Here is a 16,592-nt window from a genome sequence, read left to right as displayed (position 1 = left end):
CGAAGCGGTATTGGCAGGAATTCTAATTTGCTCTAAATAGTGGGACTTTTTCAGTGACCTCCTAAAAGCCTTTATTAAGCGCATACGCCGTATTCATTTGTTCAACATATAAAGATATGGTGAAATAAAGAATTCCATTGAGTCCGCTACGCCTTAAATAGATTCATTTAATTATTCTACTTCAATGGAGTATAATAATTAATACGTACTTTTAATGAGCAGTTAACTAGTATATTTTTCTCGAAATAATGAAATGGGGTGCTGAAATGGAAGTCCTCAACTACTTAGCTAGGTTTTGCGGAACACAGAACAAAGAGATATCCCTCTTTGATTTAACCGAGTTACAACGATTGCATGTCCAACATATCCCTTTTGAAAATTTGGATGTGATTCGCAGGGTACCAATTTATCTTAACTTACAACATATTTATGATAAAATCGTCCGTCGTAAACGTGGCGGTTATTGCTACGAGTTGAACGGGCTTTTCAGTTGGCTACTAACCGAATTGGGGTACGATGCACATTTAGTTGCAGCTACAGTTCTAAGGCCAAGCGGAGAGTGGGCAAAAGCAGATACTCATGCAGCTATTATTGTACAACTTGATCAACCCTATCTTATAGACGTAGGTTTTGGTGACTCCACTTCTTTACCGATTCCACTAAACGGGGAGGAACAAACTGATATAAGCGATACATATAGGGTTATTCAACAGCTAGATCAATCATTTTATCTGGAACGAATCAGTGACACTGAGATAAAAACGTTATATCGATTCGATTTAACCTCAAAAGCACTTGTCGATTTTCATGAGGGCTGTGTATTTAATCAAGTTGCAAAAGAATCATCTTTTACACACTCAGATATCGTCACCCGCGCCACTACTACCGGTCGAATTACATTATCAGATCAGACAGTAACTATAACCGAAAATAATATTAAAACTAAAACAATACTTTCAATAGAAGAGAAAGTACACTTCTTAGAAGATGTTTTTGACATTCGTCTATAAAAAATGACAAAAAAAGCTAACCGGAATGGCTCGTAGCATTGATTCCGGTTAGCTTTTTTCTAGTTGCCCCTATTCTTTTTATAATAATCCTGACCTTGCATTTTCACGAAACCGACTGATTCATATAGGCCAAGTGCACGATTATTTTTCGCTTCTACTTCAAGCCAGATTTGATTGCCAGCATCGTGCTCACTTTTCACGATATTGCGGAGTACCTTCCTACCGTACCCTCTCCCCTGGAACTCGGGTAAAATGGCGAATCCGTAAATCCATGCTTCACCATCCATGCGATTGATCCGGACCTTACCAATCGTTCTGTTATCTGCCTCAATCATCAAAAACTGCTCGTCCTGTCTTTCTTTTATGCGCTCCAGATGAGAACGCGCATCTTCTTCATCCATTCCGAATGCAAGGACATCGAGCTTCACTTCAAGGTTCGCATCACTTTTTTTCGCCAAACGAATCAGAACCTCGTCGCTCGCTTCAATCGGCTGTTCTGACCAACGCATCTGATATTCAGAAAACGCATAGGAATAGGGCTGACTTGCTAACCATCCCTTAGCGGTATTGGACAAAGACGGGGTGTTCAATAAAATTGTTTGAAAACCATATTGTTCGATTGGTGCTAATGCTTGTTGCCATAGTTCGGTAAAATGCCCTTTCCTTCTATTCCTCGGATTAACCATTCCACATACTTCAACGGTAGAGCCAAAACCAAATAAAGCTAAATAAGCGACAAGTTCTCCATCCTCTTCATGAAAAAAATCCATTTGACGTCCTTCTCGTTCTCTGAGCATCTCCCAATTTAACTTCAGTTGAATACCATCCGTTTTTTCACATTCTTTTTGAAGCTGTTTAATCGCAATTAATTGACTTTCTTTTAACATATATAATCCTCCAATTCAAAAGCTTCTTGCTTTTGATATGTAAATGCCTAATTCAATAGTAACACGTATTGCAAGTTCTCCCCTTCACATATTTCCCCCGACATCATCGATATCCAAGTAAGCGCTAGCAGTTTCTCTTACCACCTCATGATAATAGCTAAAGAGATCCGGGAATTCGTGCAACTCATTTTTTCCAATGTCACTAATCATATATATTCCTCGTTGAATTTTATCAAACCAACCATAATAGTTTTTATTTAAAATTGTTAACGTTTTTTCCCCAGTCCCCATCTTCCGTAACGATTTTGGAGATAAAGGTCCCGATTCCAAAAGGCAACAAGCTATATGAATGCAGTTTTCTTTATAGGCTGTCATTATCTTAGTCTGGCAACTCCCGCCAATATTATAGTCTCCAAGTCTGCCTTCCATTTCAGTCAACATCGCATTTCTTTTTTTCTTACTACGTTGCATATTTTTCTTCCGATCAAAAGACGCGGGATGAAACACTATTTCCACCTGTGCATCATTTTCCAAGAATGAGACAAGGATGAGGCCTAACTCTAGTCTTCTCACCAAATGACAACTATCTTTCCACTTTTTCGAACGAAAGTTGAGTTTAGGTCTAGGAATTGCGACATAGACTTCATTAGTCAGCCGCTGTCTTTTTGTCGCTTGGATTAAAAGATCAATTGATAGCGATAATTTCAATTCAATAAGGACCAGCTCTTGATCTCTTACAGCCGCAACGTCACACTCATTTACTTCACCATGGACATCATAACCTTGTTGTGTGAAATATTCTTTTACTGGTTTATATAAATCAACTTCATATCGTTTGGTTTCTTTGCCTTGCATGTTAATCTCACCTCATTATGATGGTATACATAATTGAACGAAACTACCACCCCAAAATCCCCCTTAATGATGGTACACTAGTAATGCGCGAAAAAATAAAAAGTTATTTGGAGACGTATTATGAGAAAAGGATGGGGAAAATCATGTCTACTCAGACAATCTTTGAACTACTACATACGATTGAACAAGTAACACATAAAATGCATGTAAAGTGGCGGCAGCAAGTAGATTACGATCTTGGTGTATCGCATATTGTTGCCTTGCACGAATTACAGATGAATGGGGAAAGCCGACCTTCCGAGCTTGCCCGCCTATTAAACTTTACACCTGCATCTCTCACACACCTTTCCACTAAACTATCGAACAAAGAACTAATCACGCGTCGGCAGGACGATACTGACCGCCGTATCATCTATTGGAAAATTACGCAAAAAGGCGAAGATTTATTGAATCAAGCACAAAAAGACGGTCAACATCTCCGCATGAAGGTCTTTTCACATTTAACAGAAACAGAGCAGCAATCGTTACTTTCCATTTACACAAAGTTAAATAAGTCGTTAATATGAAAAAAGAGCATCTTCTCAACGGAGATGCTCTTTTAGTCTGTTCAATTAGTTGGTTTACCTAAGTTTAGTAATTCCACCATCGACCATTAATGTTTGTCCTGTAATGTAATCAGAATCGGCACCTGCCAAGAATACAGCAGCCCTCCCGATATCATTTTCTAGGTCACCAAGTCGTTTTAACGGAATCTTAGACACCATTGTTTCGAAAGCTTCAGGTTGTGCTTTTGCCCATTGCTGAATCCCAGGAGAATCCGCAAGTGGTGCAATTAAGTTCACATTGATTCCGAATGGACCAAATTCATTTGCAGTAACACGCGTAATCGCCCGGATTGCTTCTTTTGCCGCAGCGTATGTAGCTTGGTTAGCGTCTCCGTTTATACCTGCTCCAGAAGCGAAGTTAATGATTTTACCTTTCGTCTCCTTTAAATAAGGCAATGCAGCCTGCATTAAATAGAACGTCGGATAAAATCCTGTGTTGAACGATAAGTCTAGATCCGCTTGCGTAATCTCTTCGAATGGCTTATTTGTCGATGCGTGTGCATTGTTTACTAAAATATCCAACTTACCGAATTTCTCGACGGTTTGCTTCACTATTTCCGGCAATTTATCATGCTCGGCTAAATTCGCTTGGATAAAAATCGATTCCGGTTGATAAACTTGCAATTCCTTAATTGCCTGTTCCCCTAATTCCCCATTTAAATCGACGATGACAACTTTAGCACCTTCTTTTACGAATGCAGTCGCCATCCCTTTACCAATACCTCCGGCTCCGCCAGTAATAATTGCAACTTTGTCTTGAAGTTTCATAATTAATCAAACCCTCTCTTAAATCGTCTATTGTTAACTTTTCTATATGGATTATCTATTGAATTCTTACGATTTTGCTTGTGACATTAACTGATGAAAGTCAGCAATACTTGGGTTGCTTAAATAGTGACCACCTTCAACTTGAATCGTTTGGCCAGTAATAAACTTGGATTCATCAGAAGCTAAAAATAAGACGGTATTTCCAATATCGTCAGCTTCCCCATGGTATGGTAATGCGTTATATTTCTCAAAAATATCAAGTACTTCTTGTGACATATTTTGTTTTGCAGCAGGTGTTAAAATCAAACCAGGAGCAACTCCATTACAACGTATATTGTCTTTTCCATATTGCGTTGCGATATATTTCGTCAAGTTTACAACTGCAGCCTTCGATGCACCATAAGCTGAACGGACAGAATCCCCCGCAAAGGCAGCCATGGATGCAGTATTAATAATAGAACCTCCGCCTGCTTTTTGCATATGTGGAATTGCATATCGGCTTCCTAGTAAAACACTTTTTGCATTCACATTCATTAAACGATCCCACTCATCTAAATCAATATTCACGACATCCAAATCTTTTTGCAAATTTGTCGTCCCTACATTGTTATAGAGGATTGTAATGGTACCAAACTGTTCAACCGTGAAATCAATCGCATCTTTAATTGATTGTTCACTCCCAGCATCCAAAAATACAGCAACGGCTTCTCCACCGTCGTTTAAGATATTTTGGGCAACTTGTTTCGCACCTTCCAGATTAAAGTCTGCAACGACCACTTTTGCACCTTCTTTTGCAAGAAGTGTAGCAGTAGACAACCCGATACCTGATGCCCCACCTGTTACTAATGCAACTTTATCCTGTACTCTTCCCATAAATTTACCCCTCTCAATTTCCAATTTAGATAGTACCACTCAATATACTTTAACATTAAATCATATTGAGAGGAAGCTTTAACTTCGTAAGCCTATAGATCCAAATGTGCTACTATGAAAATAGTAGCATTGGGGTATGTTATGTATCTTTTCATCGTAAATCCATTATCGGGAAATGGCCAAGCTTGCTCATTATGGGATGAAATCGAGAAGAAATTGCTGGAACCGGTATTCCACTCGCTATTCTACCTGCTGGTTCAGGAAATGACACTGCTCGGATGTTCCGCCTAACTACTCACCCTGATCAGTTTATCAAAGGACTATTAGAGCATCGGACTGTTGCCATTGATTTATTAAACATAAATGACCGTTTTGGCATTACTGTCGCTGGAATCGGGCTTGATGCAAGGATTGGTCAACGTGTAAATCACTCATTTTACAAACCGATATTAAATAAGCTTGGCTTAAGTTCATTCACTTATACCATTGCTGCGATAATTGAGTTACTGTCATTTAAGCCGTTTAAAAGTACAGTCACAATCGATGATATGACCTATACATACGCTATTACCTGGCTCACTGCTTGTGGAAATAATTCCTCCTATGGCGGCGGATTAGTCGTTTGTCCCGGAGCCTCTCCAACAGATAGTATGTTAAATATTACAATGCTTCATGATGTAGGGCGGATGAATATCTTAATGCGCCTATTTCCTGCTTTGCTTCGGGGTCAACCGATTCTCAGGAAAGGCGTTACATACAGAACGGGAAAAGAAATCACAACTGAAACAGACAGGCCAATTCTCGCAATCATCGATGGAGAAGTTATAAAGTCCACCCCACTCCATGTTGCAATTCATGAAAAAGCATTGAATCTTATTCTAACTAGATAAGACAGATTGCCATTTTCCCTTTCGAAATTAACTCATAATTACAAACATTGATGTGTTTATTCTCCTTCTGTCATGTTAGTATAGAAAAATGATCTATTTATATGGAGGGTGCTGAGATTACTATGAATCTAACAAAGACGGAACCAACTGGAATTCAAGTCGAGGATATACTGATTGCCAATCAATTACTAAAAGATGTAGTCGCACATACTCCTCTACAAAAGAATGAACGACTATCAGAAAAATACGACTGTCGAGTCTATGTAAAAAGGGAAGATTTACAACATGTTCGTTCCTTTAAATTACGGGGTGCCTATTATAAAATCAAAACCATAGAAGCAGCTGCGCTTGAAAAAGGTGTTGTCTGTGCCAGCGCAGGTAATCATGCGCAAGGAGTCGCTTTTGCTTGTGCGCATCTAGGTATTGACGCAAAAATATTCATGCCACAGACAACTCCGAAGCAAAAAATTAACCAAGTGAAAATGTTTGGACGGAATTATGTAGAAATCATTTTAGTAGGCGATACATTTGATGATTCATCCGCTTCAGCGGTCGAATGTGCGACTGCTGAAGACAGAATTTTCATCCACCCATTTGACGATTACGATGTCATTGCCGGACAAGGAACAGTCGCGGTTGAAATCATGAATGATATAGAGGAACCTGTTGATTTTGTCTTTGCCAGTATTGGGGGCGGCGGCCTTATGTCTGGTTTGAGTACTTATATTAAAAACCTGTCACCACATACACGTATGATTGGTGTAGAGCCTGAAGGTGCTGCTAGTATGAAAGCAGCATTAAAGAATAATGAAGTGACAACCTTGGATACAATCGATAAATTCGTTGATGGGGCAGCCGTACAAAGTGCCGGCCAACACACATTTGAAATTTGCCGTAAGTACCTGGAAGACATTGTACTAGTTCCAGAAGGTAAAGTGTGTACGTCTATCTTGGAATTATATAACCAACATGCAATTATCGTAGAACCAGCAGGGGCGTTATCTATCGCCGCATTGGATTTTTATAAAGATGAGATTAGGGGGAAGTCTGTCGTATGTGTCATAAGTGGCGGGAATAATGATATTGGTCGAATGCAGGAAATTAAAGATAAATCATTGATTTATGAAGGACTTCTTTATTATTTCATTGTTAACTTTCCTCAGCGTTCTGGTGCATTACGTCAATTCTTAGATGAAGTACTTGGACCTGACGACGATATCACTACATTTGAATATACAAAGAAAAACAACAAAGAAAGCGGCCCTGGACTTGTAGGCATTGAAGTAAAGAGGAAGTCAGACTACGAAGGACTTATTCAGCGAATGCATGATTGCGGTTTCTCTTTTAAAGAGGTTAACAATGATAGCACGTTATTTGAGTTACTTATCTAACTTGCTTTTTGATAAATAAAATCTTGCTTATGGCGATTATGTCCTAAGCAAGATTTTTTCATTGTGCCACGGAGGAAACCCTTGTCACCTCCCTGTTTCTTTTACAATCCACTTGCTTTAAATGTATCTCCACCCTCAATGGTGCCGTTTTCAAATCCTTTAGTAAACCAGCGCTTCCTTTGTTCAGAAGTTCCGTGAGTAAAGCTGTCGGGGACAATATACCCTTGGGCTTGTTCCTGAATGCGGTCATCACCTACAGCACTCGCTGCTGTAATGGCTTCATCAAGATCACCTTCTTCAAGAAAATTCATGTCCTTCTGATGCCTTGCCCACACACCAGCAAAATAATCTGCCTGTAATTCAAGGCGTACCGAATATTTATTAAACTCTTCTGTGCTCAGTTTTGGGCGAAGAGCATTCACTTGCTCATTGATGCCTAAAAGGGTTTGTACATGATGTCCTACCTCATGCGCCACAACATAGGCCATCGCAAAATCCCCAGGAGCTTGGAACTTGTCTTGAAGTTCTTGATAGAAACTTAAATCAATATAAAGTTTGTGGTCGCCTGGACAATAAAATGGTCCAACGGATGCTCCTGCTGCTCCACACGCAGATTGAACGCTATCTGTATATAACACGAGGATTGGTTCCTCGTATTCCAACCCTTGTTCGCGGAACAATTTTGTCCAAACAACTTCTGTATCTGCAAGAACTACTGAAACAAATTCCGCAAGCTCCTTTTCTTCAGCCGTTTCTTCATATGGAACCGAGGGACCCGAATCCGCACCTTGTAAGTCATTCAAAACTTCACTTGGACTGCCTCCAAGAAAAGTAATAATAAGTATAAGAATTAAGCCGCCAATACCGCCCCCGGCTAATGCTATACCCCCTTTTCCCTTGCCTCTTCGATCTTCAACATTCGAACTTCCTTTTCTGCCTTTATACTCCACATAACTTCCTCCCGACATCTGATTTATGCATTGAATACTCAAATTGTACATATGTATTTCTTGCTATACCCAAAATGTCCAGAAAGTAATTATTACAAAAAAATACATGACACTAAAAAAACATCGAGGTAAATATATCCCGATGTTCAAATTCACATTATTATTTAATTGTTGAATTAGTTATAGCAGTTGCAATACGGTCTAGGATAGGAATCGTACTGGATTTGTGATCCTGCGTTAGGACACTGAAAATGAGCGTTTCTCCATCTTTTGTTTGTGCATATCCTGCCAATGCACTGACATTTGTCAAGCTCCCCGTTTTCGCAATGACATTACCTTTAGCAGTTCCCGTTTTCATGCGATTCCTAAGCGTACCTCCGATGAATCGGTCCGGTGCCCCAGCAACAGGTAGTCCTTGCGCAAACGACCCGTACCAGGGTGCCGTTCGCACTTGATACAATAACTCAGTCAGTTGTGCAGATGTCACTTTATTCGCATGGGACATACCGGATGCATCTTCAAACAACCATTCGTTCACATCTAAACCGACTGACTCAGCATAGTCGCGCATCACCCGTAAACCTGCATTCCAGCTGCCATCCCCATACTTCATTTTCCCCATTGCCTTCGCCAATACTTCAGCATGTGAGTTATTACTTAATTTCATAAAAGGTCTCATCAAGCTCTTTAATGGCATGGAATTTTTAGTTACGAGAATTTTGGATTCTTCTAGAGTTTTTCCCCGTAATACTTTAGATGAGGGATCAAAATTTATCCCTTTTGCTAGTAATGATTTTTTAAAAATATCAAGTGAATAGGCAGTTGGGTTGGACACAGTAATCCACTCTTTCCTGCCAGCGGAACCAATCGGGACATTTCCAGTAATCATAATGTTATTCGTACCGTATTGACGTTCAATTTTCAAAGTGTTTTTAGTCCCCTTAGGAACTGTCTTAGAACGATTGACCACTCGAACAACGCCAGTTTCCGGGGTTAGCATTACTTTTGCTACTTTCCCGCGTGCAGCTGGCTTTGCGTCTACAATGACCGTTCCAGCATCGTAATCCGTATTCGGAGATACAGTCAATGCTGAAATCTGAGCTGCATAGTAATAAGATTCATCATTTTTATCAATACCTGGTGATAAACGAATCGTATCGAACCAAGTGTCATCCCCTACCAGATTACCTGAAATCCGTTTGACTCCAAGTGTAGCCAACTTCGAAGCAAAATCATCAAAGTCTTTTTTCAACAACGTAGGATCGCCTGTCCCGCGAAGGTATAGATTTCCGTCTAGTATTCCATTTGTTACTTTGCCATTTGTTAATACATCTGTAGTGAAACGATAATTTTCACCAAGTGTCTCAAGTGCTGCCGCTGCTGTGAGTATTTTCAGCGTGGAGGCGGGTGTAATCCCTTTATCACCCTGTTTTTGGTAGATGATTTCCCCAGTTGAAGCTTTGCGCACGGTTACGCTGCTAGAAGCTGCACGCATTCTACTATCTGCCATAATCGTATTAATGGTGTTTTCCAAACCCTCATACGAAACAGCTGCAGACACGGTTGAATGTTCTGGAACCGTTGTAAATAGCATTCCAACGAACAATAATACAGATAGTAACGATAGTGCTATTCTTTTTTGAATCAAACCTGTACCCCCTTAAAATTTGCACGAACTATGAATATTCTACCATAAGAAATAGATTGCGAGGACTTGCTATACTAAATCTATTTTCCCATTGTGTTAAGATTATAAATAGAATTGTAATCGAAAGGTGGAAAAATAATGGAGAAAACTGAACCAGTAAAATTGACTTCCCTTACAAAAAAAGGAGGCTGTGGCTGTAAAATCGGACCTGCAGATTTGGCGGAGGTATTACGTAGCCTACCAGTTGCGACTCCCAATCCTAATTTGCTCGTTGGTCTCGATACGAGCGATGACGCGGGTGTTTATAAACTGACTGATGAAATAGCCATGGTACAGACGCTCGACTTTTTCACGCCAATTGTCGACGATCCTTACGATTTCGGTCAAATTGCTGCAACAAATGCAATCAGTGACATCTACGCAATGGGTGGAACTCCAATTACAGCGCTAAACATCGTTGCTTTTCCAATCGCTACGCTGGATAAAAAAATCCTGACAGAGATCCTTCGTGGTTCCGGTGATAAATTAAAAGAAGCAGGAGTTACACTCGTCGGCGGACATTCAATAGATGATCAAGAACCAAAATTCGGTCTTGCCGTAACCGGAATCGTTCATCCCGATAAAGTACGAACAAATGCCGGTGCACAACCAGGTGATAAATTACTTTTAACAAAACCAATCGGTGTCGGGATTTACACAACTTCATTGAAAAATGGTTTATTATCGGAAGATGAAATTGTCTATGTTACAAAAATTATGACCACACTTAATAAAACGGCGGCAGAAACAATGGCGACATACGATGTCCATGCTGCCACAGATGTAACTGGCTTCGGACTACTTGGACATGCATCTGAAATAGCGAAAGCAAGCGACGTGGGTATTCGAATCTTTGCAGACCAAGTACCAACACTCCCCCGCACAAAAGAACTGGCGGAAGCTGGAAAAGTACCTGGCGGAACAAAGAACAATTTCGCCCACTTAGCGGATGTTGTCACGTACTCGGAAACAATGGACCAATTCGACCGTTGGATTTTATGTGATGCAGTTACTTCTGGTGGACTGCTCATAGCACTCCCTGGAGACCAGGCGAGTCAACTGTTGGATGAACTTCAACAAAAAGGCGTAGACGCACGGGTAATCGGCGTAGTAACAGAAGATAATAAAGGACGGATCACTGTCATTTGATAAAGTGTAAATTTTGGTTAGAAGGTGTATTGAATGTTTCGAGATCTGATGTTGGAAGATATATTTACATTGCAAGAAAAAGGCCCACATACATTCATTGATGTCCGTTCTCCTAAAGAGTTTAATGAGGCGACGATTCCTGGAAGCATTAACATTCCTGTCTTTGATGATGAGGAACGCGCGGAAATCGGAACTCTTTATAAACACAATGGACAAGAAGTTGCCATGGAAAGAGGGCTTGAAGTCTTTTCAGAGAAATTGCCGGATTTTATTCGTGCTTTCAAACTTATTAAAACGCCTATGACGGTATTCTGTTGGCGTGGCGGCATGCGCAGTAAGACAGCGGCTACTGTCCTTGATTTAATGGGCATTCATACCACTCGACTAAGTGGAGGGATCCGTTCGTATCGCCAATGGATCGTTCATGAATTGGAAAAGGAGAACTTTCCGCCAAACTTCATTGTATTGAATGGCTATACGGGTACTGGTAAAACAGAGATTTTGAAGCGTCTAGCGAACAATGGCTATCCAGTCATCGATTTCGAACACATTGCTGGTCATCGCGGTTCTATTTTCGGACAAATAGGACTTGAGCCAAGCAATCAAAAAAAATTCGACTCATTATTAGTCCGTGAATTAGAACGTTTTAAAACTGAGCAGTATGTTTTCATAGAAGGTGAGAGCAGACGGATTGGGAAAGTAAGTTTACCGCAATTTATTTATGAGAAAAAGGAAATTGGGATGCAAATTGTCATTCAACTCCCTCTTGAGGAACGGGTCAAAATTGTTTTAGCAGACTATGAACCGTGGAACAACCCGGAACGTTTCAAGGAGGCTTTTCAATTAATTAAAAAACGATTACATACCCCCATTGCCAAGGAGATTGAAACGCATTTGGAAAATGGTGAGTTTGCATGGGTAGTCGAGTTGCTACTTGAACACTATTACGATCCAAGGTATAAACATTCTGGTTATCAAAATACTGACATACAGAAAGTAGATATCGATGCGAAAAATATAGAAGACGCATTTCAAAAAGTTCTTCATACAATCGAGCGAGAGCAATTGCGCCTAGGTGTAATTGCGTCCGAATTTTGAATTGCGCTTGTTTCCGTAGGACGAGGCGATTTTAGTCTGAATTCTCCTAATCAGTAGGGATTTCTGCTGATTCAAGTTAACATTGCCTCTTTATCGAGAAAATGAACTGCCTGAACAATCTACCTTATCGTTGACTGTTCAGGCAGTTTTTCATTGTTGAGATATGCCGAATCACAGAATTCTCTTTAACGTTTAATTAATTTTTATCATACCCGTATAATTTTACTGACTTTTCCGTTAATAAAAGTTAATATAGAAGGAGAATCCTATTTTCCGAATTGCCTGCGTCTCATTTCTAAGTTTTTTATATACCTTCTAATTGAGAATGGATATATGTAATTCTCCCCCTCTTCATTCAGTAAAAGTGCATACGAAGCTACTTACGACTTGAGGATATGCAGCCTTTATAAAAGAATTAATTTTAGTAGATGTTATTAGTAGATATATTGTTTCTTTTTTAGTATGATTATCATGTAGGAATTAAAACAATCTAGGGAGTGAGAATCTATGACAGAAAAAGACAATAATAAAAAATTAACAACTGCTGCTGGTGCTCCAGTTGTGGATAATCAAAACTCAATGACTGCTGGGCCTAGAGGGCCAATACTATTACAAGATGTTTGGCTATTGGAGAAGCTCGCGCATTTTGATCGCGAGGTTATTCCTGAACGGCGTATGCATGCAAAAGGATCTGCTGCGTATGGTTCATTTACCGTAACACATGATATTTCACAGTATACAAAAGCAAAAATCTTCTCTGAAATTGGTAAGAAAACAGATATGTTCGTTCGTTTCTCAACAGTAGCCGGTGAACGTGGTGGTGCTGACGCAGAACGCGATATTCGCGGATTTTCAATGAGATATTATACAGAAGAAGGTAACTGGGACCTTGTCGGAAATAACACACCTGTGTTCTTCTTTAGAGACCCAATGCAATTCCCAGACTTGAACCATGCTGTTAAGCGTGATCCACGTACAAATATGCGTAGCGCCAATAACAACTGGGACTTCTGGACATCACTACCTGAGGCACTTCACCAAGTAACAATTGTTATGAGTGACCGCGGACTTCCAAATTCGTACAGAAATATGCATGGTTTCGGAAGCCATACCTTTAGTATGATCAACGCTGACAACAAACGTGTTTGGGTGAAATTCCATATGCGTTCACAGCAAGGCATTGAAAACTTGACTGACCAAGAAGCCGAGGCAGTTGTTGGGAAAGACCGTGAAAGCCATCAACGCGATCTATATGACAATATCGAAAATGGGAACTTCCCGAAATGGAAAATGTACATCCAAGTAATGACAGAAGAACAAGCCAACAATATGCCTTACAACCCGTTTGATTTGACAAAAGTATGGTATAAAAAAGACTTCCCTCTTATTGAAGTTGGCGAATGGGAATTAAACCGAAATCCTGATAACTATTTTGCAGAAGTAGAGCAAGCTGCTTTTACACCCGCAAACGTTGTACCAGGTATCAGTTTCTCTCCGGACAAAATGCTACAAGGTCGTCTCTTCTCCTATGGAGATGCACAGCGTTACCGTTTAGGCGTGAACCATCACCAAATTCCGGTCAACCAACCGAAATGCCCAGTTCATAGTTTCCACCGTGACGGCGCGATGAGAGTCGATGGCAATATGGGTAGCACACTTCATTATGAGCCGAACAGCTATGGTGAGTGGAAAGAACAACCAAAATATAAAGATCCAGCACTAGATCTTTTCGGTGCAGCAGACCAATGGAATTTCAGAGAAGATGACGATAATTACTTTGAGCAACCAGGTAAACTCTTCAACTTAATGAGCATAGAACAACAACAAGTTTTGTTCGAAAATACGGGTCGTAATATGAATGGCGTTGAGAAACATATTCAGCTTCGTCATATTGTTCACTGTTACAAAGCGGACCCTGCTTATGGTCAAGGTGTAGCAGATGCACTTGGTGTTTCTTGGCACGAGGTGGAAGCAGCTGTTGGTTCTGAAGATTAATTATTGAAGCAAATAAGGAGTGTACTTCGCATAATAATGCGAGGAACACTCTTTTTTTATAGGCAATCCCTATCCCTACACCCTTTTAGACATTCACTATGATACTACTGACTTTTATGTGAATCACAGGTAGAATAGAAAGTGTATTTAGAATATACAGTAGGGGGAAACTATAGATGTCTATTACTTTTATAGCAAAAGAAGAATTTTTTACGTTTCATGATCCGATGCAAGATGGAAAATTGATTGACCGCAAAACTGAAATTCGAATGGATCCGCTAACAGGAGAAACATCCCGAATCATTTTCGACCCAGGTGCATCCTTTACGTCAATAGATTATTCTGAGCTCGCAACACAAACCGCGGGTAGTAAATGTCCATTCTGCATTGAAAACGTACACACAGTCACACCTAAATTCCCGAATGATATAACCGAAGACGGCAGGATAATTCAAGGAGAAGCCGTCGTTTTTCCAAACCTCTTCCCTTACAGCAAGCATAATGCGGTGGTCCGAATGTGTGATCAGCATTACGTTAAACTCGATGAGTTCACAACACCAATGATTGCCAACTCCTTTTCTGCCGCACATAACTATTTGAATAAAGTTATTGCCCAGGATCCGGAAACTGCATATGCATCCATCAACTGGAACTACTTACCCCCTTCAGGCGGTAGCATTTTACACCCACATATTCATGTGCTGGCCTCTGAGATGCCGACCAACTATCAATTGATAACATTAGCAAGCAGCGAGCAATTTCACACAGAAACAGGAAGAAACTATTATGATACATTAATAGAAAGTGAGCAAGATATTGGTGAACGTTTTATCGCGACGGTGGGTTCCATCGACTGGGTTCATGCATTCGCACCTAAAAGTCATATTGATTTCATTGGAGTTTTAGGTGCTTCTTCGTTAGGTGAATTAACGGATACCAACTGGCAGGATCTCGCAGAAAGTCTCACGGGCTTTTTCAATTACTTTGAATCAATCGGTATCGCAAGCTTTAACCTCGCCTTGTTTATCCCTGTAAGTAAGAATTCATCTGACCGTGTTCACGTTCGAATTGTTCCCCGATTGACTATGGGCGCACTCCAAACAAGTGATATGAACGTATTCAATTTCTTGCACGGAGAACCGCTAAGTTTAAAAGTACCTGAAGAAATCACAAAAGAAATAGCTGTGTATTTCAGTAAATAATTTGTACAAGTTCTCAAATAATTTCGGGATAAATAGGTTCCTGTAATTTAAAAATCCTCTCATGTCATAATAGACACGAGAGGATTTTCATTTTTGCATACTTGTATTATTTATCACCCTGACACTTACGTGGTTTGACCATTCTAAGATAGCTTGAAATTTCTTGTTTAATTAAATGCTGGCAATGTAACAAGAATCATCAGTGTAAACAGGATAGCTACATAATTCACCGAACACATGAACATCAGATGTGCCCACTTCATATCGTTTTTCGTGAAAAATCCGGCGATAGTCGCAATTAACCACCCAATGTTCATCAACGAGGCAATAATAACAAATACTGTACCAAGCGATCCTAAAAAGAATGGTAATGGCAGTAAGCATGCGACATAGATAACCATTTGCCGCTTTGTAAAATTAAACCCGTGAACGACTGGAAGCATCGCCACTTTTGCCAAACTGTATTCTTCCACTTTCTTCATGGCAATAGCAAACGTATGCGGCATTTGCCAAATGAATAGGATAAGCGTCAGTACGATTGGCACGATATGATAACCAGGTGCAATTGCAGCCCATCCAATTAAAGGTGTCACCGCACCTGATACACTGCCAATGACTGTATTTAGCGTATATCTACGTTTTGACCACATTGTGTACAAAATAACATACGTAAACCATCCAATAAATGCGTAGACAGCCGCTTCAATTGTTGTAAAAGCTAGAAGTACTAAACCTACTACAGATAATATGATTCCTAATCTAAAGACAAACTTAAGTGTAAAGTTTCCAGTAACTGTCGGACGGTTTTTGGTCCGCTCCATCACTGTATCAATATCGACGTCGTACCAGTTATTCAAGATAAGTGCCCCAGCCATAACAAGTGTACTGCCTGAAATCGTCAACAAAAATACATCCCAGTTTGCTAAAAAAGTTCCATTCGTAAAATAGAGTGCTAACCAAAATCCAGTAAGGACAGGTAGCACATTAGAGATTAAGACTATCGCCTTAAATAAAGATTTAAGATCTGCGAATAGCGTAGAAAGATTTTTTTCTTTCGAAACAGTTTTTTCATTAACCTTCTCCCAAGAAGGATCCATTACTTTAGTCATCAATTCGTCTCTCCTCAAAAAAGCCAGGTGCTTTTCCAATTTGGTGGATTCCCAATTCGTTCAGTGGCTGGCATACTTAACTCCATTTTACTCTTAGTTTTCAAGTAAGACAAAGGAAAGCTT

The 16,592-nt window shown here is 40.0% G+C and carries 15 protein-coding genes; 8 read left to right on the top strand and 7 right to left on the bottom strand.

Annotated features, from left to right (window positions below; genetic code table 11):
- Positions 1-248: 248 nt before the first annotated feature.
- Entirely contained in the window at positions 249-1,010 is a 762-nt protein-coding gene (locus ACP8HG_RS05465) for an arylamine N-acetyltransferase family protein (RefSeq protein WP_438298312.1), read from the top strand.
- 59 nt (positions 1,011-1,069) lie between these two features.
- Here the strand turns inward: ACP8HG_RS05465 and ACP8HG_RS05460 are convergent, their stop codons facing one another.
- Positions 1,070-1,897 carry a GNAT family N-acetyltransferase gene (locus ACP8HG_RS05460; protein WP_438298311.1) on the bottom strand — a complete coding sequence of 276 codons (828 nt, stop codon included), beginning with the start codon at positions 1,895-1,897 and terminating at the stop codon, positions 1,070-1,072.
- A gap of 84 nt (positions 1,898-1,981) precedes the next feature.
- The gene (locus tag ACP8HG_RS05455; RefSeq protein ID WP_438298310.1) at positions 1,982-2,752 is read right to left on the bottom strand and encodes a DUF2161 domain-containing phosphodiesterase; all 771 of its coding nucleotides are present in this window, start codon (positions 2,750-2,752) and stop codon (positions 1,982-1,984) included.
- 143 nt (positions 2,753-2,895) lie between these two features.
- Between ACP8HG_RS05455 and ACP8HG_RS05450 the strand changes: the two genes are divergently transcribed.
- Positions 2,896-3,318 carry a MarR family winged helix-turn-helix transcriptional regulator gene (locus tag ACP8HG_RS05450; RefSeq protein WP_067209002.1) on the top strand — a complete coding sequence of 141 codons (423 nt, stop codon included), beginning with the start codon at positions 2,896-2,898 and terminating at the stop codon, positions 3,316-3,318.
- A 54-nt stretch (positions 3,319-3,372) separates the two neighbouring features.
- Here the strand turns inward: ACP8HG_RS05450 and ACP8HG_RS05445 are convergent, their stop codons facing one another.
- Together ACP8HG_RS05445 and ACP8HG_RS05440 are read right to left on the bottom strand one after the other, a co-directional pair.
- Complete coding sequence (locus tag ACP8HG_RS05445) at positions 3,373-4,128, bottom strand: SDR family NAD(P)-dependent oxidoreductase (RefSeq protein ID WP_082786558.1); 756 nt, start codon at positions 4,126-4,128, stop codon at positions 3,373-3,375.
- A gap of 63 nt (positions 4,129-4,191) precedes the next feature.
- Positions 4,192-4,998 (bottom strand): SDR family NAD(P)-dependent oxidoreductase, encoded by an 807-nt coding sequence (locus tag ACP8HG_RS05440; protein WP_067208996.1) that lies wholly within the window; start codon positions 4,996-4,998, stop codon positions 4,192-4,194.
- A gap of 215 nt (positions 4,999-5,213) precedes the next feature.
- On the opposite strand from ACP8HG_RS05440, the gene ACP8HG_RS05435 reads away from it, so the two are divergent.
- Both ACP8HG_RS05435 and ilvA read left to right on the top strand, forming a co-directional pair.
- Positions 5,214-5,888, top strand: a complete 675-nt coding sequence (locus ACP8HG_RS05435) for a diacylglycerol/lipid kinase family protein (protein WP_438298627.1) — start codon at positions 5,214-5,216, stop codon at positions 5,886-5,888.
- A 122-nt stretch (positions 5,889-6,010) separates the two neighbouring features.
- Positions 6,011-7,279 (top strand): threonine ammonia-lyase IlvA, encoded by a 1,269-nt coding sequence (ilvA, locus tag ACP8HG_RS05430; RefSeq protein WP_067208991.1) that lies wholly within the window; start codon positions 6,011-6,013, stop codon positions 7,277-7,279.
- A 101-nt stretch (positions 7,280-7,380) separates the two neighbouring features.
- Here ilvA and ypfJ read toward each other — a convergent pair whose 3' ends face one another.
- Entirely contained in the window at positions 7,381-8,229 is an 849-nt protein-coding gene (gene ypfJ / locus ACP8HG_RS05425; protein ID WP_338652439.1) for a KPN_02809 family neutral zinc metallopeptidase, read from the bottom strand.
- A gap of 160 nt (positions 8,230-8,389) precedes the next feature.
- A complete protein-coding gene (gene dacB, locus ACP8HG_RS05420; protein WP_438298309.1) occupies positions 8,390-9,877 on the bottom strand; it encodes a D-alanyl-D-alanine carboxypeptidase/D-alanyl-D-alanine endopeptidase in 1,488 nt (495 codons plus the stop codon).
- Between the two features lie 138 nt (positions 9,878-10,015).
- Between dacB and selD the strand changes: the two genes are divergently transcribed.
- The 4 genes from selD to ACP8HG_RS05400 all read left to right on the top strand — a co-directional run bounded on the left by selD (position 10,016) and on the right by ACP8HG_RS05400 (position 15,360).
- The gene (selD, locus tag ACP8HG_RS05415; protein ID WP_438298308.1) at positions 10,016-11,065 is read left to right on the top strand and encodes a selenide, water dikinase SelD; all 1,050 of its coding nucleotides are present in this window, start codon (positions 10,016-10,018) and stop codon (positions 11,063-11,065) included.
- Between the two features lie 33 nt (positions 11,066-11,098).
- Positions 11,099-12,163: a tRNA 2-selenouridine(34) synthase MnmH gene (gene mnmH, locus ACP8HG_RS05410; protein WP_438298307.1), complete on the top strand. Its 1,065-nt coding sequence runs from the start codon at positions 11,099-11,101 to the stop codon at positions 12,161-12,163.
- Between the two features lie 507 nt (positions 12,164-12,670).
- Positions 12,671-14,158, top strand: coding sequence for a catalase (locus tag ACP8HG_RS05405; protein ID WP_067208981.1), 1,488 nt, complete (start codon positions 12,671-12,673; stop codon positions 14,156-14,158).
- A gap of 176 nt (positions 14,159-14,334) precedes the next feature.
- Entirely contained in the window at positions 14,335-15,360 is a 1,026-nt protein-coding gene (locus ACP8HG_RS05400; protein ID WP_438298306.1) for a hypothetical protein, read from the top strand.
- A 167-nt stretch (positions 15,361-15,527) separates the two neighbouring features.
- Here the strand turns inward: ACP8HG_RS05400 and cyoE are convergent, their stop codons facing one another.
- Positions 15,528-16,469 (bottom strand): heme o synthase, encoded by a 942-nt coding sequence (gene cyoE, locus ACP8HG_RS05395; protein WP_067208977.1) that lies wholly within the window; start codon positions 16,467-16,469, stop codon positions 15,528-15,530.
- Positions 16,470-16,592 lie beyond the last annotated feature (123 nt).

Source organism: Sporosarcina sp. FA15 (assembly GCF_051550195.1).
Lineage (GTDB): Bacteria > Bacillota > Bacilli > Bacillales_A > Planococcaceae > Sporosarcina > Sporosarcina psychrophila.
Note: the sequence above shows the minus strand (reverse complement) of the source record. Positions and strands in the feature narration are given on the sequence as shown.